This is a genomic window from Ferrovibrio sp., from assembly GCF_017994015.1.
Classification (GTDB): domain Bacteria; phylum Pseudomonadota; class Alphaproteobacteria; order Ferrovibrionales; family Ferrovibrionaceae; genus Ferrovibrio.
In genome coordinates, this window is record NZ_JAGOLP010000055.1 from 1 (window position 1) to 21,193 (window position 21,193).

The following is a 21,193-nucleotide window of genomic DNA, read 5'->3' on the forward strand; positions in this document are numbered from 1 at the left end:
CGGCGCCTTGCGGGGTGAGCGTGAAACGCAAGGCTTCGTCGGCATAGGCCGGGTTGGGAAACATCAGATTCTGGTGCTGATGCCTTGCCCCGGGATGCTGCCGGCGCAGCAGGCCCCAGATGACGCTGTAGAGCAGCATGCCGTGGCTGACGGTGCGGCCGAAGCGGGTGCGGGCGGAAAAGGCCGGGTCGACATGGATCGGGTTGTTGTCGCCGCTGACCTGGGCAAAAAGGTCAAACTCGGTCTGGCTCAGGCTACGCTCCAGGATGATGGGGGTCATGACAGTAACTCGCGCAGGATATGTTTACGGATTTTGCCGGCAGCGGTGCGCGGAAATTCCGCCACCACTTCGATCCGCTTCGGCACTTTGTAGGCGGCCAGATTGGCGCGGCAATACTGGCGCAGGGCTTCGGCATCAATACTGCCGCCGGGCTGTGGCAGCACCACGGCACAGCCCACTTCGCCCCATTTTTCGTCGGCCACGCCCAGCACGGCACATTCCAGCACGCCGGGGAAGCGATAGATCACTGCCTCCACCTCGGCTGGATAGACATTCTCGCCGCCGGATATGTACATGTCCTTGATCCGGTCAACGATGAAGTAATAGCCATCGGCATCGCGCCGGCCAACATCGCCGGATTTCAGCCATCCGTCCTCGGTCAGTGCTGCACGGGTGGCTGCCGGATTGTTGAAATAGCCCGGCGTGATATTCGGCCCGCGCATCCAGATTTCGCCAGACTGGCCCTCGGCCACATCGCGGCCGGCATCATCCACCAGGCGCACTTCGGTCAGGATTTGCGGCTTGCCCACCGAGCCGATGCGGCTGCGCGCCTCGCGACGGTCCATCAGGAACACAGTCGGCCCGGTCTCGGTCATGCCGAAACCGTTGCACACCGTGATGTCGCGCGCGGCAAACAGCCGGATCAGCGGCTCGGGCAACGGCGCGCCGCCGCAGCCCCAGGCGCGCACGGCGCTGAAATCGGTGCTGGCGAAAGCCGGATGCAGGCTGATCGCCTGATAGATCGCCGGCACGCCGAAAAACAGGCTGCACCGGCCGGCCTGGATCAGCCGCATGCAGGCATCCACGTCAAACTTGCGCAGCACCTGCACGCAGCCGCCGGCAATCAGCATCGGCAGGGTGTAGAGGTTGATCCCGGCAGTGTGAAACAGCGGCAGGAAATTGATCGTGCTGTCCTGCCCGGTCATGTCGATGGCCTGGCAGACATTGACGTAATTGGCATAGGCCATGCCGATGGTCTGTATCACCGCCTTGGGTTTGCCGGTGGTGCCGGATGTGTAGAGCAGATACCAGACCCGATCCGTCGGCCAGCGCTGGTCAAACATGCCCGGCGCGGTGCGCGCCAGCAGCGTTTCATAATCGGCCAGCGACAGCAGCTTTGCGGCGCCGAGTTCGGCTGCCAGCGCGGCATGCTCGGCATCATGCATCAGCAGGCCGGCGCCACTATCGGCCAGGATCGGGCGCAGTTCCGGTGCCGGCTGGCGCCAGTTCAGCGGCACCAGGATCACGCCGGCCTTGGCGCAGCCGAGCAGCATTTCAAAAAATACCGGCGTATTGAGGCACAGGATAGCGATGCGGTCGCCGGGCGCGATGCCAAGCCCGGACAGGGCGGCGGCAAAGCGGCTGGCGCGGTCATTGAGCGCGGCATAGCTGGTTTGGTGGCCGGTTTCCACGTCTACGAAGGCGACGCGCTCGGGCGTCAGTTCAGCTCGCTTGGCGGCCAGGTCGGGCACATATTGCATCCGGCTTCCTCCCGTCACGCCGATTTGGCAAGGAAACGCGCCATGCCGGCCTGCGTCGCCTCGCTGTCGATCTGTTCAATGAAACTCTGCCGCTCGGCTTCCAGCGCGGCCGCCATGGCGTTGCGGCGTTGCGGCGGCAGCAATTGCCGCTTGGTGCAGGCCACGGCATTGGCCTGTTTGCTGTTCAGGGCATTCAGCCAAGCCTCAAGCGTGCCGTCGAGATCGGAGGTCACCGCCTGCACCAGCCCAAGGCGCAGCATCTCCTCGGCGGCGACGCGGCGGTTCAGCAACTGGATTTCGCGTGCTGCGGCTTCACCGATGCGGCCGGGCAGCAGCGCACACCAGCCGCCATCCGGGCTGAAACCAACATCGACGTAATAGGGTTGCAGGAATACCTGCGGCGCCGCAACGACAAGATCGCAGGCCAGCAGCAGGCCGAGCGCGCCGCCGGTGAGCGGGCCTTGCAGGCGGCCGAGCAGCGGGCAGGGCAGATCATACAGCGCCAGGATGGCCCGGTTGAGATCACCCACCAAAGCCGCGGCATAGGCGCGGCGTTCGCCCTGTGCAACGGCGTGGAAACCGCGCACATCACCGCCGGTGCTGAAGCTGCGGCCCTCGGCCTGCAACACCACGGCGGCAAGCCCGGGCTGTGCCGCCACGGCATCAATCTGGCGCAGCAGATCGGTCAGCAGCGCCGGCACCAGACTGTTATGGCGATCCGGCCGCGCCAGGGTGAGGCGCGCCACGCCGCCAGCCTGGTCGAGCCGAACCAGGCTCATTTGAACAGGCCGTGCGCAATCATGTCCATGGCGGTATCCACCACAGCATCCAGCGGCGCCTTGGGTTCCCACAGGCCATAGCGCTGGCCGAGGAATACGGCGATGCCCATCAGCATCCAGGCGCGCACCTCGGTATGGCCATCCGCCTTGCCCGGGCGCAATTCGCCGCGTTGTTCGGCGGCAGCCAGGGCGGCACGATAGCCCTTGGCGAATTCGGTGTAATAGCTGCGGTAGATGGTGGCATCGACGAATTGCGATTCTTCCACCACGCGATAAAGATCTGGGTCCTTGCGCACAAATTCGATGAAGGCGCGCAGGCCGAGCCGTTCGGCATCATGCCGGGTTTTGGCCGTGGCCGTGGCTTCGGTAAGATGCTGGCGCAACTGACGGCCCATATGCAGCACCAGTTCATGCATCACATCTTCCTTGCTGCGGAAGTAGATGTAGAAGGTGCCCTGGCCCACGCCGGCCTCGGCAGTGATCGTGCTGACGGATGCGTCGCCAAAGCCCTTGCGACCGATATCGCGCTTGGCGGCGTCCAGTATCTTGCGCCTGGTGATCTCGCCGCGCCCGGTCTTGGGCGCCGGCAGAGACCGCTTCCCCCCGGGTTTCTTCATTGTCGCCATCATGTGAAACATGAATCGAATGTCAGGTAAGAAGTCGCGCCTTGGGCGCCGCTTGTCAAGCCGCCTGTAACTGAAATGCCTTGTTGACCGAAGCCACGCCCGGGTCTATGAATAGGCGAAACATGAATCAAGTGTCATGTTTTGGGAGGGAACCAGTCTGGCCCAAGGTTGGCCATGGCTCGCGTCGCTCCCGCATGGCAGGTGATGGCACTTCAAGAACCGATCAAGTCGCGTTCAAACCAAGGGAGAGGGAACATGCAACGCATGATGAAGGCCGCCGGTCTCGCGGTGGCTCTGGCCGGGCTCAGCACGGCGCCGGCCATGGCGCAGGAACTCAAGATCGCGCTGATTGCCAGCAAGACCGGGCCGCTGGAAGCCTATGCCAAGCAGACCGAGGCCGGCTTCATGCTTGGCCTGGAATACCTGACCAAGGGCACCATGACCTGGCAGGGCAAGAAGATCAAAGTGATCGTCAAGGATGACCAGTTCAAGCCGGATCAGGCCAAGGCATTGCTGGAACAGGCTTATGCCGATGACAAGGTGGATATCGCTGTGGGCACCACCGGTTCCGGTGCTGCCCTGGCTATGCTGCCGATCGCGGCGGAATACAAGAAGGTGCTGGTTGTGGAGCCGGCGGTGGCCGATGCAATCACCGGCGCCAACTGGAACCGCTACATCTTCCGCACGTCGCGCAATTCGATGCAGGATGCCTATGCCGGCGCCGCCGCGCTGCCCGCCACTGGCGAAGTGAATGTGGGCATGCTGGCGCAGGATTACGCCTTCGGCCGCGATGGTGTGAAGGCGGTGAAGGACGCCCTGGCGCAGATCCGCCCGAATGTGAAGGTGGTGTTCGAGGAATACGCGCCGCAGCAGACCACGGATTTCACCGCTTCGGCGCAGCGCCTGTTTGATGCGCTGAAGGACAAGCCGGGCAAGAAGGTGATCAGCATCATCTGGGCCGGCCCGCATCCGCTGCCGAAGATCGCCGATCTGAAGCCGGAGCGTTTTGGCATTGAACTGGCGCCGGGCGGCAACATCCTGCCGGTGATGAAGCTGTACAAGCCCTATCCGGGCATGGAAGGCGCTGTCTATTACTATTATGACTTCCCGAAGAACCCGATGAACGATTGGCTGGTGGCTGAACACACCAAGCGTTTCAACAGCCCGCCGGATTTCTTCACTGCGGGTGGCGTGGCAGCGGCTTCCGCCGTGCTCACCGCCGTGCAGCGCGCCGGCGGCACCAACACCGAGAAGCTGATCACCGCCATGGAAGGCATGGCCTTCGACACGCCGAAGGGCACCATGATCTTCCGCAAGGATGACCATCAGGCGATGCAGCCGATGTATCATTTCCGCGTCAAGAAGGACGGCAAGAACGACAACGATCTGCTCGAACTGGTGCAGACCATCACCGAAGAGCAGATGCCGCTGCCGATCCGCAACAAGCGCTGAGCCGATCAAACAGTCCGGGGCGGCGGCTGGCCTGCCGCCCCGGTTTATCCCGGATATGCCATGACCTCGGCCCCTTCGCTTGAAACCCGCGACCTGACCATCCGTTTCGGCGGCCATGTGGCCGTGAACGCGGTGAGCTGCGCCTTCCATCCCGGCACGCTGACCGCCATTGTCGGGCCGAACGGCGCCGGCAAGACCACCTATTTCAACCTGATCTCCGGTCAGCTCAAGGCCAGCGCCGGGCAGGTATTGCTCGCCGGCCATGACATCACCGGCCTGCCGGCTTCGTCGCGCACCAAGCGCGGCCTGGGCCGTGCCTTTCAGTTGACCAATCTGTTTCCCAATCTGAGCGTGATGGAGAATGTGCGCCTGGGCGTGCAGTCGCGCGCCGGTGCCGGCCTGCAATTGCTGCAACTCTGGAGCCATCGCCGCGACCTGATCGAACAGGCCGATGCCATTCTCGCCAGTGTGAACATGCTGGATAAGCGCGACGCCATGGTTGGCGCGCTGCCGCATGGCGACCAGCGCAAGCTGGAAGTGGCCCTGCTGAGCGCGCTGGAACCTGATGTGTTCATGTTCGACGAGCCGACCGCCGGCATGAGCGTGGATGAAGTGCCCACCGTGCTGGACCTGATCCGCGCCGTGAAGGCGCGCGGCAACAAGACCATCCTGCTGGTGGAGCATAAGATGGATGTGGTGCGCAGCCTGGCTGACCGTATCATCGTGCTGCATAACGGCAGCCTGGTGGCCGATGGCGAGCCGGCCGAGGTGATCGCCTCGCCGGTGGTGCAGGAAGCCTATCTCGGCATCATGCCGGAGAAGACCGATGGCTGAGGCGCCGGCAATGCAAACCCCGATGCTCGAACTGCGCGGCGTGCATACCCATATCGCGCAATATCATATCCTGCATGGCGTGGATTTCGCCGTGCCGAAGGGCCAACTCACCATGCTGCTGGGTCGTAACGGCGCCGGCAAGACCACCACGCTCCGCACCATCATGGGGCTGTGGAAGGCGAGCCAGGGCCAGGTGCTGTTTGATGGACAGGATATCACCCGCCTCGGCACCCCCGATATCGCCTGTTCCGGCATCGCCTACACGCCGGAGAATATGGGCATTTTCGCCGACCTGACGGTGCGCGAGAATATGATCCTGGCGGCGCGCGACGGCGAGATAGACTCACACCGGCTGAAATGGATTTTTGGCCTGTTCCCGGCGATGGAAAAATTCTGGACCCTGGCGGCCGGCTCGCTATCAGGCGGCCAGAAGCAGATGTTGTCGATCTCGCGTGCCATCATCGAGCCGCGTAAACTTTTGCTGATCGACGAGCCGACCAAGGGCCTGGCCCCGGCCATCATCATGAACATGATCTCGGCTTTCCGCGAATTGAAGCAGACCGGCGCGACAATCCTGCTGGTGGAGCAGAATTTCACCGCAGCCAAGCTGCTGGGCGACCATGTGGCGGTGATGGATGACGGCCATATCGTGCATCGCGGCGCGATGGCGGAACTGGCCGAGGACAATGCCATGCAGCAGCGTCTGCTCGGCCTCAGCATGGATGCGCATCAATGAGCGGCAGCAGCGGTTCCGTGGCGGTTCCCAACGCCCTGCACAAGATCAAGACCGACTGGCTGCCGATCCTGCTGGTGCCGGTGCTGGCGCTGGCAGCCTTGCCGCTGGTTGGCAGCCCGTCCACCTGGGTCACGCTCACCGTGGCCGGCCTGGCCATGGGCATGATGATCTTCCTGATGGCTTCCGGCCTCACGCTGGTTTTTGGCCTGATGGACGTGCTGAATTTTGGCCATGGCGTATTCATCTCGTTCGGCGCCTATGTGGCGCTGATTGTGCTGGTGCCGCTACAGGGCTGGGTGGTGGCCGATAATGTGTGGCTCAATATCGCCGTGCTGCTGCTCTGCATCCTGGTGGCGATGGCGGTTACCGGCGCGCTGGGCTATGCCTTCGAGCGTGTGATTATCCGCCCGGTTTATGGCCAGCATCTGAAGCAGATTCTGATCACCATGGGCGGCATGATCGTGGCCGAGCAGATGATCCATGTTATCTGGGGCGCCAGCCCGATCCCGATCAAGCTGCCGGAAACTTTCCGCGGCGCCTTTGTGATCGGCGAGGCGGCGATGGAGAAATACCGCGTCATTGCCGTGGTGCTGGGCCTGGCGGTATTTCTAGCCATGTATGGCGTGCTCAACCGCACCAAGATCGGCCTGCTGATCCGCGCCGGGGTGGAAAATCCGGAAATGGTGGAATCGCTCGGCTACCGTATCCGCCGCCTGTTTGTCGGCGTGTTCATCGCCGGCTCGGCGCTGGCGGGGCTGGGCGGTGTGTTATGGGCGTTTTATCGCCAGACCCTGACTGCCGGCATGGGCATGGAGGTCAATGTGCTGATCTTCATCGTCATCATCATCGGCGGCCTCGGCTCGGTCGGCGGCTGTTTCGTCGGCTCGCTGCTGGTGGCGCTGATCGCCAATTACACCGGCTTCCTGGCGCCCAAGCTGGCGCTCGGCTCCAGCATCCTGCTGATGGTGCTGATCCTGCTGTGGCGGCCGCAGGGGCTGTTCCCGGTGGCGAAGCGCTAGGCGGGGAAAGGACATAATCATGCTGCATAGCCTGCTTTCCGGCGATTATCCGCGCTCCAAGCCTTTGGCCGCCCTGCTGCTGCTGATCCTGTTCGGCCTGGCGCTGACGCCTTTCCTGTTCGATGGCAGCCAGCCGCTCAACACGGCAGCAAAAATCTGCATCTTCATCATCCTGGTGGCGAGCTACGATCTGCTGCTCGGCTATACCGGCATCGTCTCCTTCGCCCATACCATGTTCTTCGGCATCGGCGGTTATGGCGTGGCGGTGGTGCTGCATGATACCGAGCCGCATTGGGGCATGCTGGGCCTGGGTGTTGCCGGCGCCATCTGCATCGCAGTTTTGCTGGCGCTGCTGATCGGCCTGTTCAGCCTGCGGGTGCGGGCGATCTTTTTTGCCATGATCACCCTGGCGGTGGCCTCGGCCTTTGCCATCCTGGCCTCGCAGCTTTCCGATTTCACCGGCGGCGAGGATGGCCGGTCCTTCTCGGTGCCGGCTTTGCTGCGGCGTTCGTTCCGGCCCTTCGAGGAGGATTTCCTCGGCGTTACGATCAACGGCAAGATCATTGCCTATTATCTGCTGTTCATCATTGCGCTGCTGCTGTTCCTGCTGGCTTTGCGGGTGGTGAATTCGCCCTTCGGCCGCGTGTTGCAGGCGATCCGCGAAAATGAATTCCGTGCCGAGGCGCTGGGCTATCGCGTGGTGGTCTACCGCTCGCTGGCCAATTGCCTGTCAGCTGGCATGGCCACTTTGGCCGGCGTGCTGATCGCCTTGTGGAATGGCTATACCAATCCGGATACCACGCTCAGCTTCACCATCATGGTGGATATCCTGCTGATGGTGGTGATCGGCGGCATGGGCACGCTGTATGGCGCGGTGATCGGCGCCACATTGTTCATCCTGGCGCAGAATTACCTGCAAGTGCTGATGGGGCAGGTGAGCGAGGCCACGGCGGCGGCCGGGATTCCGCTGCTGCCGCAGCTTTTCCATGCCGATCGCTGGCTGCTCTGGCTCGGCATCCTGTTTGTGCTCAGTGTGTATTATTTCCCCACCGGCATCGTTGGCAAATTGCGGAGTATCGGCAAGTGACCACAAACACATCGCATTACGTCAACTTGCTCGGGCGCGAAGTGCATATTCAGGCCTGGGGCCGGCCGGGGGCGCCGCTGGTGGTGATGTGGCATGGCTTTGCCCGCAATGGCTGGGACTTCACCGCTTTGGGCGAGGCACTGGCGCCGCATTATTATGCCGTGGCGCCGGATACCATCGGTCGCGGCCTGAGCCAGTGGAGTGCCGATCCGGACCAGGAATATACCGTGCCGTTTTATGCCCGGCAGGCAGCGGCGTTGCTGGAGCATCTCGGCGCCACGCAGGCGCGCTGGGTTGGCACCTCGATGGGGGGCCTGATCGGCATGGTGGCGGCAGCCTATATGCTGAAGGACCGTATCAGCCATCTGGTGCTAAATGATGTTGGCCCGGAAATCGCCCCGGAAGCCGTGCAGCGCATCCTGAGCTATGCCGGCAATCCACCGGCTTTTGACAGTATCGGCGAGCTGGAAAACTATTTCCGCACTATCTACGCGCCGTTTGGCATCGCCAGCGCCGAAGGCTGGCGCCGGCTGGTTGAAACCTCCTATCGCCGGCTGCCGGATGGCCGGGTGACGCCGCATTATGATCCGCAGATTGCCGCCGTGCTGGGCAAGCAGGCGGCGGGTTCCAATGGCGATGCCTGGCCGATCTATGACCAGATCACGGCGCCGACCCTTCTGCTGCGCGGCGCGGTTTCCGACCTGCTGCTGCCGGCCACGGCGAAGGCAATGACCGAACGTGGCCCCAAGGCGCGGCTGGTGGAAATGCCCGGTATCGGCCATGCCCCGGCGCTGGATAGCCCGGAGCAGATTGCGCTGATTGCCCAATTCCTGCGCTGAGGCCTATACTGCGGCTCGATTCGTTCCCGCGCCAGCCAGATCAGAGCCGTGTCTGCCCCAGCCCACCACCATGATCATGACCACGATGCCTGCATCACCGATGCGCTGAGTCGGGCCGAGCAGCATTGCGCCAGTATTGGCGCCAAGCTGACGCCGATCCGCCGCCGCGTGCTGGAATTGATCTGGAACAGCCACAAGCCGGCCGGTGCCTATGACCTGCTTGGCCAGCTCGGCCGTGATGGTCAGAAAGTGGCGCCACCCACGGTGTATCGCGCGCTCGATTTCCTGATTGATACTGGCCTGGTGCATCGGGTGGAAAGCCTGAATGCCTTCATTGGCTGCACCGAGCCGGGGCATGAACGGCAGCAGGAGATTTTCCTCTGCCGCAATTGCGGCACCGCCTCGGAAATCAGCGACCCCCAGCTTGGGCAGCGGATTCGCGAGAATGCCGGCTCAATCGGCTTCATCGTCGAGCGCCAGACCATCGAAGTGGTTGGCCTGTGCCGCGATTGCCAGCGCAAGGGCCAGAGCTAGAGCGGGCTGCGATTAGATTGATGCACTGCGCCGCGGCGATTTTGCGTTTTGCGGAGGAGCCCGGCGCCGGGCGTAGTGGTGCTACGTACAAGCCGGGCGACACGCGCAAAACGCAAAAGCGCCCGGGGCCCCTCCGGGGTTGCGCCTGGAGGCGGCATCGCCCTGCGCACACGAGCGTCCACTGGACGCTCGCGAGCTTGGGCCGTCGAAACGCTTGCAGGTACCGCAAGGTACCTGCTGCGCGCTTCTCCTATCGGCCTACCGCCTCCAGACGCAACGCAGCGCGTCAATCTAATCGCAGCGTGCTCTAAAACCGGATTGACGCTGAATACAATGTAATACATTGTATTCGCATGCCCAAGACCAGCACCATCACCGCCCGCATCGATCCTGCCCTGGATGAAGCCATTGGCCGCATCGCCGAAAGCCAGGGCCGCAGCAAATCTGCGATCATCGCCGAGGCGCTGGAAAGTTATGCCAGCTACGATATCTGGCTGCGCGCCCGGGTGCAGGAGGGGCTGGACCAGGCCAATGCCGGCGAATTGATCCCGCATGACGAGGTGATGGCCAAAATGGAAGCGATCCTCGATGCGGCGGAGAAAAGGCGCGGCGCGGCCTGAGTGATGCGGGTTGTCTGGACGCCCCTGGCAGAGAACGACTTTCTGGCCACGATCAGTTTCATTGCCCAGGACAATCCCATTCAGGCCCGGCGCATCGGTGGCGTTTTACGTGAAGCGGCTGCGTCGCTGAGCCTTTTCCCGCAACGTGGCCGACCAGGGCTTATCGAGGATACCCGCGAATTGGTATTGCCATCGCTGCCCTGGCGACTGGTTTACGATATCCGCGGCGATAACATCCGCATCCTGCGCTTGCTGCATGGGGCGCAGGATTGGCCACCGCGCTGAAACTGGCTCAACCGAAATTCGGCGCCCGTTTTTCGAAAAAGGCGGTCATCGCCTCGCGGGCTTCGGCGGATTTGAGCTGGTTGCCGAAATGCACACTTTCGGCGGCCATCTGGGTTGCCACATCGGCGGCCGGCTGGCGCATCAGCTGCTTGGCCAGCTTCATGGCGGTGGGCGCTTTTTTGGCGAGCAAAGCGGCGCGGGCCTGGGCATGGGCCAGCAACTGGTCTTCCGCCACCACGGCATTGACGATGCCGAGGCTCTGCGCCGTTTCGGCGTCAAACGCTTCGCCGAAATAGAACAATTCCGCCGCTTTCTGGTGGCCCACAAGGCGCGGCAGCAGCAGCGACGAGGCCGCTTCCGGCACCAGCGCCAGGTTGACGAAGGGCAATTGCAGCCGGGCCGAGGGCGCGGCATAGACCAGATCACAATGCAGCAGCATCGTGGTGCCCACGCCCACGGCAACGCCGGCTACCGCCGCGATCAGCGGCTTTTCGAAGGTGCTGATGCCGCGCAGGAAACGCGCCACCGGGGTTTCCTCGCCGCGCGGCGGATTGCTGAGAAAATCATTCAGATCATTGCCGGCGGTGAAGGCGCCGCCGGCGCCGGTCAGCACCACCACGCGGATTGCCGCATCGGCCTGGGCTGCGGCCAGGGCATCGGCCACGGCGGCATACATCGCGGCGGTGAGGGCGTTTTTCTTCGCCGGCCGGTTCAGCGTGATGGTCAGCACGCCGTTTTGGGTTTCAGTCAGCACATCCTGGCTCATGGTTTTCTCCCTCACAGATTTCTAGGCGCCGGCCGGCCCAGCAGGAAATCGGCAAAGCCGCTGGCATAGGCCAGGTCGCGGGCCGCCTTGGCGCGGTTGCCGCTCAGGCGATAGAGCCAGCCTTTGCCAAGGCGCCGCAGCAGCAAGGCCAGGCCATGGCGCCAGGCCGCGCCTCGGCCATTATATTTCTGTTCCAGATAAAGCCGCGACCAGGCCATGTTGCGGTGTTTCAGGCGCAGCACGCTTGCACTGCCGCCCGACGAGCCGCCGCCGATATGATAGGCTCGGGCCGCCTGCACCCGCACCAGGGCATGGCCGGCGCGGCGCAGCCGCAGGCACAGGTCGTCGTCGTCGTAATACATGAAGATGGCGGGATCGAAGCCGCCCACCGCCAGGAAGGCATCGCGCCGGATCAACTGCACCGCGCCAGACATGAAATCGGCACAGAGATCGCCTTCGGGCGGTGGATCGCTGCGCCGGCGCGGCATGGCGCGCTTATCAAACAAGCCGGCATCATGGCTTGGCTCGATGCTGCCATCGGGATTGAGGATTTGCGGCATCAGCAGCGCGGCATCGGGATAGAGCTGTGCCGCCCGCAGCAAAGCTGCCAGCGCATCCGGCTGCAAGGCGGCATCGGGGTTGACCAGCAGCAGCCAGTCATGGCTGGCTGCCGCAGCCCCGATATTATTGCCGCTGCCATAGCCTTCGTTGCGCGGATTGCGGATGTAGCGGATGCCGTGCCGCAGCGCCAGCGCGGCATCGGCGGCATTGTCCACCACGATAATTTCATCCACCCCGGCCAGACTGTCGAGGCAGGGCCCGATCACGGCGCCGCTGTTATAGGCGACGATAATGGCGGAAACGCCCATGCCTGGCTCAGCCGGCTTTGTTCAGCCGCTCGAAGCCAGCCTTGAGGTCGTCGCGCAGGTCATCCACTGCCTCAAGGCCGATATGCAGGCGCAGCAGCGCGCCATGCCCGGTCCAGGGATTGGCGGTGCGCAGGCGATGCGGCATGGCCACGGTCACGAGGCTCTCGAAGCCACCCCAGGAATAGCCGATGCCGAATAATTCCAGATCGTCGACAAAAGCCGCCACCTGGGTTTCGTTGAAGCTCTGCTTCAGTTCAAAGGCGAACAGGCCGCAGGCGCCGAGGAAGTCACGGCGCCACAGGGTATGGCCCGGGTCTTGCGGCAAGGCCGGGTGATACACCGCCGCCACTTCCGGCCGGCCGCGCAGCCAATGCGCAATCTCGATAGCGCTGCGCATATGGCGCTCCAGCCGCACCGCCATGGTGCGCAGGCCACGCAGGCCGAGGAAAACCTCGTCCGGTCCGGCAGCGGTGCCGATGGCGCGGGTGCTGTCGCGCAAATCCGGCCAGCTTTCCTTGGTGGCGATCACGATGCCAAGCTGGGCATCGGAATGGCCGACGATATACTTGGTGGCCGAATGGATCGACAGATCAACGCCATGCTGGAAGCTCTTGAAATAGAGCGGTGTGCCCCAGGTATTGTCGAGCAGCAGTTTGGCGCCATGCTTATGGGCGATTTCGGCGATGGCCGGAATATCCTGCACCTCGAAAGTGAGCGAGCCAGGGCTTTCGGTGAAGATCGCCCTGGTATTGGAGCGGAACAGCGCGGCCACGCCGGTGCCGATGGTGGGGTCGTAATAGGTGGTTTCAACACCGAAGCGTTTCAGCACCGTGTCGCAGAAATGCCGGGTCGGGCCATAGGTGGTATCCACCATCAGCAGGTGGTCGCCGGCTTTCAGCACCGCCAGCAGTGCGCCGGAACAGGCCGCGGCGCCCGAGGGGAAGCCCATGGCGCGATAGCCGCCTTCCAGTTCGGCCAGGGTATTCTCAAACGCATAGGTCAGCGGCGTGCCGATACGGCCATAGGACACCACCTGCTCGTCGCGTTCACGCGCCGCCTGCACCTGCTTCAGGGTTTTCAGATCGGGTTGCAGGATGGTGGAGGCGCGATAGACCGGGATATTCACCGCGCCATGATGGCCTTCGGGATCGCGGCCCAGGGTGGCGAGCTTGGTTTCGTCTTGCATGGCTGAACTCCAGTGAGGCTGCCGACTATCGCAAAGCCGGCCGGCGCTTTCCAGCCTGAGGCCGGAGTTGTATGTATGAGAATAATTGCCAGGGAGCCCCGACATGACCCGTGAAACCGCTATCCGTGCCGCCACCGATTATCTCGACCACGGCGGTTTCACCGCCGATCTGGCCCGCCGGGTGGCGATTCCCACCGAAAGCCAGAATCCCGACCGCCGGGCGGTGCTGGGCGATTATCTTGAAAAAGAGATGCGCGGCAGCCTGGAGGCGCTGGGCTTTACCTGTGAAATCCACCCCAATCCGGCGCCCAATGGCGGCCCGTTCCTGGTGGCGACGCGGCGCGAGCCGGGCGCCAGGCACACACTATTCTCCTATGGTCATGGCGATGTGATTCGCGGCCAGGATGCGCAATGGCGCAGCGGCCTGTCGCCCTGGCAGATTGTGCAGGAAGGCGAAAAGCTTTATGGCCGCGGCACAGCCGACAACAAGGGCCAGCATACTGTGAATATTGCCGCGCTGGCGGCGGTGCTGAAGGCGCGTGGCGGCAAGCTGGGCTTTAATGTGGTGCTGCTGCTGGAGACCGGCGAGGAAGTTGGCTCACCCGGCCTGGATGCTTTCTGCAAGCAGCAGCGCGAAAGCTGGGGTGCTGACCTGTTCCTGGCTTCCGACGGCCCGCGCCTGTCGCCCGAACGGCCGACGCTGTATTGCGGCTCGCGCGGTGCAATGAATTTTGACCTCACCGTCGATCTGCGTAATGGCGCGCATCATTCCGGCAATTGGGGCGGCCTGCTGGCCGATCCGGGCATCATCCTGTCGCATGCCATCGCGTCGATTGCTTCGCCCACCGGGCAGATTCGTATCCCGGAATGGGTGCCGGCGGAATTGCCGGCCTCGGTGCGTGCCGCCCTGGCCGATTGCACTGTGGGCGGCGGCAGCGACGGCCCCGCCGTGGATGCCTGGTGGGGTGAGCCGGGCCTGACCCCGCCGGAACGGGTTTATGGCTGGTGCAGCTTCGATGTGCTGGCGTTCAAGACCGGCAATCCGGAAGCCCCGGTGAATGCCATCCCTGGCAAGGCGACGGCGCATTGCCAGATTCGTTTTGTCGTCGGTACCGATCCGCAGCAATTCCTGCCCGCCTTGCGCCGGCATTTGCAGCGCCAGGGCCTGGGTGTGGTGCAGGTTGACCTGGCGCGCACCGAATATTTCCGGGCCACGCGGCTTGATCCCGAACATTCTTATGTGAAATGGGCGGTGGCTTCGGTGGCGCGCACTACCGGCGTGAAGCCGGCCCTGCTGCCCAATCTTGGTGGCTCGTTGCCGAACGATGTTTTCTCGGAAACCCTTGGACTGCCCACTGTCTGGGTGCCGCATTCCTATGCCGCCTGTTCGCAGCATGCGCCCAACGAGCATGTGCTGCTGCCGGTGATGCGCGAAGGGCTGGCGATGATGGCCGGCCTGTTGTGGGATCTGGGTGAAGGTTCGCCGCTGCAATAAGCGGCGCCTGAAGCGTGTCCGACGCTGCGCTGTCGCTGGCCGGGATTTTTGGCTGGACGTTGTTGGCAGCCAGCATTGTGCCGGTGCCTTCCGAGCCTGCCGTGCTGGCGGCGCAGCAGGCAGGGCTGGCGCCGGTCTGGCTGTTGTTGCTGATTGCCAGCAGCGGCAACACGCTGGGTTCATGCCTGAACTGGCTGCTCGGGCGCTACCTGCTGCATTTTCAGCATCGGCGCTGGTTTCCGGTCGGGCCGGCGCAACTTGACAAGGCCGCATTGCGGTTTCAGCGCTTCGGCGGCTGGAGCCTGCTGTTATCCTGGCTGCCGATAATCGGCGATCCGCTCACCCTGGCGGCCGGCCTGCTGCGTTATCCGTTCTGGCGTTTTCTGCCCATCGTGGCGCTGGCCAAGACAGCGCGTTATGCCTTGCTGCTTGGGCTGGCTGATGCGCTCTTGCATTAGGCTGGGGCAGGCGCCAAACTACCCCTGTCATAAATTTGTCATATAAATGGTAGGGGACCATGAAGACAGTCAAAGCCTTTGCGCTCACAGCCGCCATGCTGCTGACGCCGCTTGTTGCCCAGGCCGGCGCCACCTTTGATGCCGTGAAGGCGCGTGGTGTGCTGCATTGCGGCGTGAACACGTCGCTGGGCGGGTTCAGCGCGCCGGATAGCAAGGGCGAGTGGAAGGGCATCGACGTGGATGTGTGCCGCGCCGTTGCGGCGGCTTTGTTTGGCGATGCCAGCAAGGTGCAGTATGTGCCGCTCTCCTCGCAGGCGCGCCTGACCGCCTTGCAGAGCGGCGAGATCGACGTGCTGTCGCGCAACACCACGCTGACCTTGCAGCGTGATGCCGCCATCGGCCTCAACCCCACCGGTGTCACCTTCTATGACGGCCAGGGCTTTCTGGTGCCGGTCAAGCTGGGGGTGAAAAGCGCCAAGCAACTCAGCGGTGCCAGCGTCTGTGTGCAATCCGGTTCCACCACGGAATTGAACCTGGCCGACTATTTCCGCGCCAACAAGCTGGACCTCAAGCCAGTGGTGTTTGAGAAGCTGGACGAACTGGTGGCCGCCTTCTTCGCCGGCCGCTGCGATGTCTATACCTCGGATACCTCGCAGCTTGCCTCGGCGCGGTCGCTGCGCAGCGCCAATCCGGATGATTATGTGATCCTGCCGGAAGTGATCTCCAAGGAGCCGCTGGGGCCGTATGTGCGTCATGGCGACGATCAGTGGCAGGACCTGGTGCGCTGGGCGCTGTTTGCCATGATCGAGGCCGAGGAATACGGCGTCACCATGGCAAATGTCGACGAGATGCTGAAATCGAATGATCCGAATGTGAAACGCCTGCTTGGCGTCACCCCGGGCATGGGCAAGGCACTCGGTGTTGACGAGAAATGGGCCTACAATATCGTCAAGCAGGTCGGCAATTACGGCGACAGCTTCGAGCGCAATGTCGGCAAGGGCAGTGGCATGAAGCTGGAGCGTGGCGTCAACGCGCTGTGGACCAAGGGCGGCCTGATTTACGCATGGCCGATCCGCTAAAATAATCCGTTTGCGGTCTTTGCCGGATTAACGGGCAAATGCGGCTGATATGGGCAAGGGGCGAGCAGCATGTTCGCCCCTTTGCTCATTGTGCGCCGCAAAATCAGCGAATTCTGCACTTGGTACAAAAACTGCTAACGAACATGGCAGCCTGGAAAGATTGCACGGTGCGTTGACCGTGGATTAGGCTGGGTTGTCGGGGTTTGTGCAAACGTGATAGTTTACGCACAGGGTTTGAGGGAACCAAATCCACAACCGACGAATGGTTTGTTCAAAACAGGGAAGGGGATAACCCATGCAATTTCTGAAATCGGCCGCTGCTGCTGCGGTACTCGTGCTGGCGGCCCAGGGCGCCCAGGCGGGCGCGACGCTGGACGCGGTCAAGGCGCGCGGCAAGGTGATGTGCGGCGTGTCCACCGGCGTTTCCGGCTTCAGCGCGCCGGACAGCCAGGGCAAGTGGTCGGGTATCGACGTGGACGTGTGCCGCTCGATCGCGGCGGCTTTGTTTGGCGATGCCAGCAAGCATGAAGTGGTGGCGCTCACCCCGGTGCAGCGTTTCACGGCTTTGCAGTCGGGTGAAATCGACGTGCTGACCCGCAACACCACGCTGACCTTGCAGCGCGACACCGCGCTGGGCCTGAATGCCGTTGCCGTCAATTTCTATGACGGCCAGGGCTTCATGGTGCCGGTCAAGCTGGGCGTGAAGAGCGCCAAGGAACTGAACGGCGCCACCGTCTGCGTGCAGCCGGGCACCACCACAGAACTGAACCTTGCCGATTATTTCCGCGCCAACAAGCTCAGCTTCAAGCCGGTGGTGATCGAGAAGCAGGATGAAGTTGTCGGCGCCTATGTGTCGGGCCGTTGCGACGTGTTCACCACGGATCGTTCGCAGCTTGCCTCGGTGCGTGCCACCCAGACCCCGAAGCCGGAAGAGCATATCCTGCTGCCGGAAGTGATCTCCAAGGAGCCGCTCGGCCCGATGGTGCGTCATGGCGACGACCAGTGGATGGATCTGGTGCGCTGGTCGCTCTTCGCCATGGTTGAAGGCGAGGAATACGGCATCACCTCGGCCAATGTTGACCAGATGATGGCTTCTTCCACGGATCCGAACGTGAAGCGCATCCTGGGTGCCACCCCGGGCATGGGCAAGGCGCTCGGCGTTGACGAGAAGTGGGCCTACAACATCATCAAGCAGGTCGGCAATTACGGCGAAAGCTTCGAGCGTAACGTCGGCAAGGGCAGCGCCCTCAAGCTGGATCGTGGTCCGAACGAACTGTGGACCAAGGGTGGCCTGATGTATGCTTGGCCGATCCGTTGAGCCAGGTGGCCGTTAAAGCCATAGCGTAAACGCGGCGGCCTGGGGGCAGGGACTCTCCCAGGCCGTTTGCGTATCAAGGTAGTCCGGCTGTTTTCGGCAGCCGGGAAGTGCAACATCTAGCCATGGGGGGCACATGGCTCATACGGGGATCACTGGCTCGGCACCGCCTAAGCGTCGCCTGAGCTGGAACGACCCGACGGTTCGTGCCGTCGTTTATCAGGTTGTCGCTTTGGGGCTGGTTGGCCTTGGCATCTGGTATCTGGTCAGCAACACGCTGCATAATCTGGAGACGCGCAAGATCGCGTCAGGCTTTGGCTTTCTGGCACAGGAAGCCGGCTTCGCCATTGGCGAAAGCCCGATCTATTTCGGCCCGGAAAACACCTATGCCCGCGCCATCCTGGTTGGCCTGCTCAATACATTGCGGGTCGCCGTGGTGGGCATCATCCTGGCCACCCTGCTCGGCACCATCATGGGTATCGCGCGCCTTTCCAAGAACTGGCTGATCGCCAAGATCGCCTCGGTCTATGTTGAGGTGGTGCGCAATATCCCGCTGCTGCTGCAACTTTTCTTCTGGTATGCGCTGATCACTGAAATTGCGCCCGGCCCGCGCCAGGCGCTTAATCCGCTGCCCGGCGTGTTCATCTCCAATCGCGGCGTGAAGGTGCCGGCGCCCACCGATCATTTTGCCTATGATCTGGCGGCCTTTGGATTCCTGCTTGCCATTGTTCTGGCAGTGCTGGTGGCGAATTGGGCCAAGAAGCGCCAGGATGCCACCGGTCAGTCCTTTCCGCTGATCCGTGTCAGCCTTGGCCTGATCATCGGCCTGCCGATCCTGGGCTGGCTGATCGGCGGCGCGCCGATGGAACTGGATATCCCGGAACTCAAGGGCTTCAATTTCTCCGGTGGCGCCACGTTGTCGCCGGAATATGCCGCCCTGCTGGCCGGACTGGTGATCTATACCGGCGGCTTCATCGCCGAGGTGGTGCGATCCGGCATCCAGGCGGTGTATTACGGCCAATGGGAAGCTGCTGCGGCGCTTGGTCTGCGCCGCAGCCTGGTGCTGCGCCTGGTGGTGCTGCCGCAGGCATTGCGCGTTATCGTGCCGCCGATGACCAGCCAGTATCTCAACATTACCAAGAACAGCTCGCTGGCCATCGCCATCGGTTATCCCGATATCGTGTCGATTGCCAATACCACGCTGAACCAGACCGGCCAGGCGATTGAGGGCATTCTCATCATCATGGGGGTGTATCTCAGTTTCAGCCTGTCGATCTCGCTGTTCATGAACTGGTATAACAAGCATATCGCCTTGGTGGAGCGCTGACATGGCGACCATGACCGAAACCCTCGCACCGCCCCCGGGCCAGACCGGCATTGTCGGCTGGGTGCGGGAGAAGCTGCTCTCCTCGCCGCTCAACATCATCCTCACCGTGCTGGCGGCTTTGCTGATCCTGTTCACCTTGCCCGGCTTTATCGAATGGGCCTTCATCAAGGCGAAATGGACCGCCCCCACCGCCGAAGCCTGTCGCGGCAGTGGCGGCGCCTGCTGGGCCTTCATTGTTGAGAAGCACCGGCTGATCCTGTTTGGCCTCTACCCCTATGACGAGCAGTGGCGCCCGCTGCTGGCGGCGGCGATCAACACGGCCTTGATCGTGGCCAGTTGCATGCGGCGCTTCTGGAACATGAAGCTGCTCTATATCTGGATTGGCGGCCTCACCATTATCGCGGTGTTGATGTGGGGTGGTGTGTTTGGCCTCAGCTATGTGCAGAACACCAATTGGGGCGGCCTGCCGCTTACCCTGATCCTGGCCACCTTCGGTATCGGCTTCGCCTTTCCGTTCGGCCTGGTGCTGGCGCTCGGCCGGCGCTCCAAGATGCCGGCGATCAAGACCCTGTGCGTGGTCTATATCGAGCTGATCCGTGGCGTGCCGCTGATCTCGCTGCTGTTCATGTCGTCGATCATGCTGCCGCTATTCTTCCCGGAAGGCGTCACCATCGACAAGCTGCTGCGCGCCCAGCTTGCCATCATCCTGTTCTCGGCGGCCTATATCGCTGAGGTAGTGCGTGGTGGTTTGCAGGCAATCCCGAAGGGGCAGTATGAGGCTGCCGATGCTTTGGGCCTGAGCTACTGGAACAAGATGGGCCGGATCATCCTGCCGCAGGCGCTCAAGATCGTGATCCCGCCAATGGTCAGCCTGTTCATCGCGGTGTTCAAGGATACCTCGCTGGTGGTGATCATCGGCATCTTCGATCTGATGAACGCCACCAAGGCGTCGCTCACCGACACGGCATGGAAGGGCTTCTCGGTTGAAGCCTATATCTTTGTCTCGGTGATCTACTTCGCCTTCTGCTTCTCCATGTCGAAATACAGCCAGGCCCTGGAAGCCCGGCTTGCCACCGGCCATAAGCGCTGAGGAGATTTGATCCAATGGCAACCCAGTCCACCATCGAATTGCGTAACGTCAACAAGTGGTATGGCCAGTTCCATGTGCTGCGCAATATCAACCTGTCGGTCACCAAGGGCGAGCGTATCGTGATCTGCGGCCCTTCCGGCTCAGGCAAATCCACCATGATCCGCTGCATCAACCGGCTGGAGGAGCACCAGCAGGGCCAGATTCTGGTGGATGGCACGGAACTCACCAACGACCTCAAGAATATTGAGGTGATCCGCAAGGACGTTGGCATGGTTTTCCAGCATTTCAACCTGTTCCCGCATCTCACTGTGCTGGAGAACCTGACCCTGGCGCCGATCTGGGTGCTGAAGAAGCCCAAGGCCGAAGCCGAGGCCACGGCGATGAAATATCTGGAGCGGGTGCGTATCCCGGAGCAGGCCAAGAAATTCCCTGGCCAGCTTTCCGGCGGCCAGCAGCAGCGCGTCGCCATTGCCCGCTCGCTGTGCATGAATCCCAAGATCATGCTGTTTGACGAGCCGACCTCGGCGCTGGACCCGGAAATGGTCAAGGAAGTGCTCGATGTGATGATCGGGCTGGCCGAAGAGGGCGGCATGACCATGCTTTGTGTCACCCATGAAATGGGCTTCGCCAAGGCGGTAGCGCATCGGGTGATCTTCATGGATCGTGGCGAGATCGTGGAGCAGAACACCCCGGACGAGTTCTTCGGTAACCCGCAGAACGAGCGCACCCGCACCTTCCTGGGTCAGATTCTGCACTAAGCCAGTTCTACTGCACTATCCTGTGCTATCCTCCCGGCAGCAGCATGCCGGGAGGAAGCCATGCGATTTGGCCAGACACTCGTTGTTTTCCTGTTGTTGGTTGCCGCCAGCGGCAGCCATGCCACGGATCGGCCGCAGCCTGATCCGCCCGGCCAATACCGCTTGATCGGCGGCCCTGCCGCAGCACAGGCCTGCGACCAAACTCCGCTTTGCACCGTTGAAACTCTGCTGGCCTGTTTTGCCCGGCGGGACGAAGCCTTGTGCCGTGCGGTCTGGCC

At 62.6% G+C, this 21,193-nt stretch carries 24 protein-coding genes; 17 read left to right on the forward strand and 7 right to left on the reverse strand.

Annotated features, from left to right (window positions below; genetic code table 11):
* The 4 genes from KBB36_RS17410 to KBB36_RS17425 all read right to left on the reverse strand — a co-directional run.
* On the reverse strand, positions 1-280 hold a 280-nt coding region (locus tag KBB36_RS17410), incomplete at its 3' end, for a MaoC/PaaZ C-terminal domain-containing protein (RefSeq protein ID WP_290983840.1).
* Positions 277-1,761, reverse strand: a complete 1,485-nt coding sequence (locus KBB36_RS17415; RefSeq protein WP_290983843.1) for a long-chain fatty acid--CoA ligase — start codon at positions 1,759-1,761, stop codon at positions 277-279. The genes KBB36_RS17415 and KBB36_RS17410, both read right to left, overlap by 4 nt.
* A gap of 14 nt (positions 1,762-1,775) precedes the next feature.
* Complete coding sequence (locus tag KBB36_RS17420) at positions 1,776-2,540, reverse strand: enoyl-CoA hydratase/isomerase family protein (protein ID WP_290983846.1); 765 nt, start codon at positions 2,538-2,540, stop codon at positions 1,776-1,778.
* Positions 2,537-3,157: a TetR/AcrR family transcriptional regulator gene (locus KBB36_RS17425; RefSeq protein ID WP_290983849.1), complete on the reverse strand. Its 621-nt coding sequence runs from the start codon at positions 3,155-3,157 to the stop codon at positions 2,537-2,539. Before KBB36_RS17425 ends, KBB36_RS17420 begins: the two co-directional genes overlap by 4 nt.
* 264 nt (positions 3,158-3,421) lie before the next feature.
* Here KBB36_RS17425 and KBB36_RS17430 point away from each other — a divergent pair, with 264 nt between their 5' ends.
* The 9 genes from KBB36_RS17430 to KBB36_RS17470 all read left to right on the forward strand — a co-directional run bounded on the left by KBB36_RS17430 (position 3,422) and on the right by KBB36_RS17470 (position 10,572).
* Positions 3,422-4,618, forward strand: coding sequence for a substrate-binding domain-containing protein (locus KBB36_RS17430; RefSeq protein WP_290983853.1), 1,197 nt, complete (start codon positions 3,422-3,424; stop codon positions 4,616-4,618).
* A gap of 60 nt (positions 4,619-4,678) precedes the next feature.
* Positions 4,679-5,452 carry an ABC transporter ATP-binding protein gene (locus tag KBB36_RS17435; protein WP_290983856.1) on the forward strand — a complete coding sequence of 258 codons (774 nt, stop codon included), beginning with the start codon at positions 4,679-4,681 and terminating at the stop codon, positions 5,450-5,452.
* The gene (locus tag KBB36_RS17440; RefSeq protein ID WP_290983858.1) at positions 5,445-6,188 is read left to right on the forward strand and encodes an ABC transporter ATP-binding protein; all 744 of its coding nucleotides are present in this window, start codon (positions 5,445-5,447) and stop codon (positions 6,186-6,188) included. Before KBB36_RS17435 ends, KBB36_RS17440 begins: the two co-directional genes overlap by 8 nt.
* Entirely contained in the window at positions 6,185-7,207 is a 1,023-nt protein-coding gene (locus tag KBB36_RS17445) for a branched-chain amino acid ABC transporter permease (RefSeq protein WP_290983861.1), read from the forward strand. Before KBB36_RS17440 ends, KBB36_RS17445 begins: the two co-directional genes overlap by 4 nt.
* A 19-nt stretch (positions 7,208-7,226) precedes the next feature.
* Positions 7,227-8,294, forward strand: a complete 1,068-nt coding sequence (locus KBB36_RS17450; RefSeq protein WP_290983864.1) for a branched-chain amino acid ABC transporter permease — start codon at positions 7,227-7,229, stop codon at positions 8,292-8,294.
* A complete protein-coding gene (locus tag KBB36_RS17455; protein WP_290983867.1) occupies positions 8,291-9,133 on the forward strand; it encodes an alpha/beta hydrolase in 843 nt (280 codons plus the stop codon). The genes KBB36_RS17450 and KBB36_RS17455 overlap by 4 nt, the downstream gene beginning before the upstream one ends.
* A gap of 48 nt (positions 9,134-9,181) precedes the next feature.
* Positions 9,182-9,667: a Fur family transcriptional regulator gene (locus KBB36_RS17460; protein WP_290983869.1), complete on the forward strand. Its 486-nt coding sequence runs from the start codon at positions 9,182-9,184 to the stop codon at positions 9,665-9,667.
* 353 nt (positions 9,668-10,020) lie between these two features.
* Complete coding sequence (locus KBB36_RS17465; protein WP_290983872.1) at positions 10,021-10,287, forward strand: ribbon-helix-helix protein, CopG family; 267 nt, start codon at positions 10,021-10,023, stop codon at positions 10,285-10,287.
* A 3-nt stretch (positions 10,288-10,290) separates the two neighbouring features.
* Positions 10,291-10,572 (forward strand): type II toxin-antitoxin system RelE/ParE family toxin, encoded by a 282-nt coding sequence (locus KBB36_RS17470; protein ID WP_290983875.1) that lies wholly within the window; start codon positions 10,291-10,293, stop codon positions 10,570-10,572.
* A 7-nt stretch (positions 10,573-10,579) separates the two neighbouring features.
* Here the strand turns inward: KBB36_RS17470 and KBB36_RS17475 are convergent, their stop codons facing one another.
* Genes KBB36_RS17475 through metC form a run of 3 tightly spaced genes read right to left on the reverse strand, consistent with a single transcriptional unit; the run spans position 10,580 to position 13,393 of the window.
* Positions 10,580-11,338, reverse strand: coding sequence for an enoyl-CoA hydratase-related protein (locus KBB36_RS17475; RefSeq protein ID WP_290983877.1), 759 nt, complete (start codon positions 11,336-11,338; stop codon positions 10,580-10,582).
* 11 nt (positions 11,339-11,349) lie between these two features.
* A complete protein-coding gene (locus tag KBB36_RS17480) occupies positions 11,350-12,207 on the reverse strand; it encodes a glycosyltransferase family 2 protein (protein WP_290983880.1) in 858 nt (285 codons plus the stop codon).
* A 7-nt stretch (positions 12,208-12,214) separates the two neighbouring features.
* On the reverse strand, positions 12,215-13,393 hold the full coding sequence (gene metC, locus KBB36_RS17485) for a cystathionine beta-lyase (RefSeq protein WP_290983883.1): 1,179 nt from the start codon (positions 13,391-13,393) through the stop codon (positions 12,215-12,217).
* Between the two features lie 103 nt (positions 13,394-13,496).
* Here metC and KBB36_RS17490 point away from each other — a divergent pair, with 103 nt between their 5' ends.
* The 8 genes from KBB36_RS17490 to KBB36_RS17525 all read left to right on the forward strand — a co-directional run.
* Positions 13,497-14,888, forward strand: coding sequence for a M20 family metallopeptidase (locus tag KBB36_RS17490; protein WP_290983886.1), 1,392 nt, complete (start codon positions 13,497-13,499; stop codon positions 14,886-14,888).
* Positions 14,889-14,902: 14 nt separating this feature from the next.
* Positions 14,903-15,346, forward strand: a complete 444-nt coding sequence (locus tag KBB36_RS17495) for a YqaA family protein (RefSeq protein ID WP_290983889.1) — start codon at positions 14,903-14,905, stop codon at positions 15,344-15,346.
* 59 nt (positions 15,347-15,405) lie between these two features.
* Entirely contained in the window at positions 15,406-16,425 is a 1,020-nt protein-coding gene (locus KBB36_RS17500) for an amino acid ABC transporter substrate-binding protein (protein ID WP_290983892.1), read from the forward strand.
* A 295-nt stretch (positions 16,426-16,720) separates the two neighbouring features.
* A complete protein-coding gene (locus tag KBB36_RS17505) occupies positions 16,721-17,743 on the forward strand; it encodes an amino acid ABC transporter substrate-binding protein (RefSeq protein ID WP_290983895.1) in 1,023 nt (340 codons plus the stop codon).
* A gap of 133 nt (positions 17,744-17,876) precedes the next feature.
* Positions 17,877-19,067 (forward strand): amino acid ABC transporter permease, encoded by a 1,191-nt coding sequence (locus KBB36_RS17510; RefSeq protein WP_290983898.1) that lies wholly within the window; start codon positions 17,877-17,879, stop codon positions 19,065-19,067.
* A 1-nt stretch (position 19,068) separates the two neighbouring features.
* The gene (locus KBB36_RS17515; protein ID WP_290983901.1) at positions 19,069-20,157 is read left to right on the forward strand and encodes an amino acid ABC transporter permease; all 1,089 of its coding nucleotides are present in this window, start codon (positions 19,069-19,071) and stop codon (positions 20,155-20,157) included.
* 14 nt (positions 20,158-20,171) lie between these two features.
* Positions 20,172-20,915 carry an amino acid ABC transporter ATP-binding protein gene (locus tag KBB36_RS17520; RefSeq protein ID WP_290983903.1) on the forward strand — a complete coding sequence of 248 codons (744 nt, stop codon included), beginning with the start codon at positions 20,172-20,174 and terminating at the stop codon, positions 20,913-20,915.
* Between the two features lie 60 nt (positions 20,916-20,975).
* Positions 20,976-21,193: hypothetical protein (locus KBB36_RS17525; RefSeq protein WP_290983907.1), on the forward strand; the 218-nt coding region annotated here is incomplete at its 3' end.

Coding starts and splice junctions, on each gene's coding strand:
- KBB36_RS17415 (WP_290983843.1), bottom strand. CDS start 1,761: ATGCAATATGTGCCCGACCTGGCCGCCAAGCGAGCTGAACTGACGCCC.
- KBB36_RS17420 (WP_290983846.1), bottom strand. CDS start 2,540: ATGAGCCTGGTTCGGCTCGACCAGGCTGGCGGCGTGGCGCGCCTCACC.
- KBB36_RS17425 (WP_290983849.1), bottom strand. CDS start 3,157: ATGAAGAAACCCGGGGGGAAGCGGTCTCTGCCGGCGCCCAAGACCGGG.
- KBB36_RS17430 (WP_290983853.1), top strand. CDS start 3,422: ATGCAACGCATGATGAAGGCCGCCGGTCTCGCGGTGGCTCTGGCCGGG.
- KBB36_RS17435 (WP_290983856.1), top strand. CDS start 4,679: ATGACCTCGGCCCCTTCGCTTGAAACCCGCGACCTGACCATCCGTTTC.
- KBB36_RS17440 (WP_290983858.1), top strand. CDS start 5,445: ATGGCTGAGGCGCCGGCAATGCAAACCCCGATGCTCGAACTGCGCGGC.
- KBB36_RS17445 (WP_290983861.1), top strand. CDS start 6,185: ATGAGCGGCAGCAGCGGTTCCGTGGCGGTTCCCAACGCCCTGCACAAG.
- KBB36_RS17450 (WP_290983864.1), top strand. CDS start 7,227: ATGCTGCATAGCCTGCTTTCCGGCGATTATCCGCGCTCCAAGCCTTTG.
- KBB36_RS17465 (WP_290983872.1), top strand. CDS start 10,021: ATGCCCAAGACCAGCACCATCACCGCCCGCATCGATCCTGCCCTGGAT.
- KBB36_RS17470 (WP_290983875.1), top strand. CDS start 10,291: ATGCGGGTTGTCTGGACGCCCCTGGCAGAGAACGACTTTCTGGCCACG.
- KBB36_RS17475 (WP_290983877.1), bottom strand. CDS start 11,338: ATGAGCCAGGATGTGCTGACTGAAACCCAAAACGGCGTGCTGACCATC.
- KBB36_RS17480 (WP_290983880.1), bottom strand. CDS start 12,207: ATGGGCGTTTCCGCCATTATCGTCGCCTATAACAGCGGCGCCGTGATC.
- metC (WP_290983883.1), bottom strand. CDS start 13,393: ATGCAAGACGAAACCAAGCTCGCCACCCTGGGCCGCGATCCCGAAGGC.
- KBB36_RS17490 (WP_290983886.1), top strand. CDS start 13,497: ATGACCCGTGAAACCGCTATCCGTGCCGCCACCGATTATCTCGACCAC.
- KBB36_RS17500 (WP_290983892.1), top strand. CDS start 15,406: ATGAAGACAGTCAAAGCCTTTGCGCTCACAGCCGCCATGCTGCTGACG.
- KBB36_RS17505 (WP_290983895.1), top strand. CDS start 16,721: ATGCAATTTCTGAAATCGGCCGCTGCTGCTGCGGTACTCGTGCTGGCG.
- KBB36_RS17510 (WP_290983898.1), top strand. CDS start 17,877: ATGGCTCATACGGGGATCACTGGCTCGGCACCGCCTAAGCGTCGCCTG.
- KBB36_RS17515 (WP_290983901.1), top strand. CDS start 19,069: ATGGCGACCATGACCGAAACCCTCGCACCGCCCCCGGGCCAGACCGGC.
- KBB36_RS17520 (WP_290983903.1), top strand. CDS start 20,172: ATGGCAACCCAGTCCACCATCGAATTGCGTAACGTCAACAAGTGGTAT.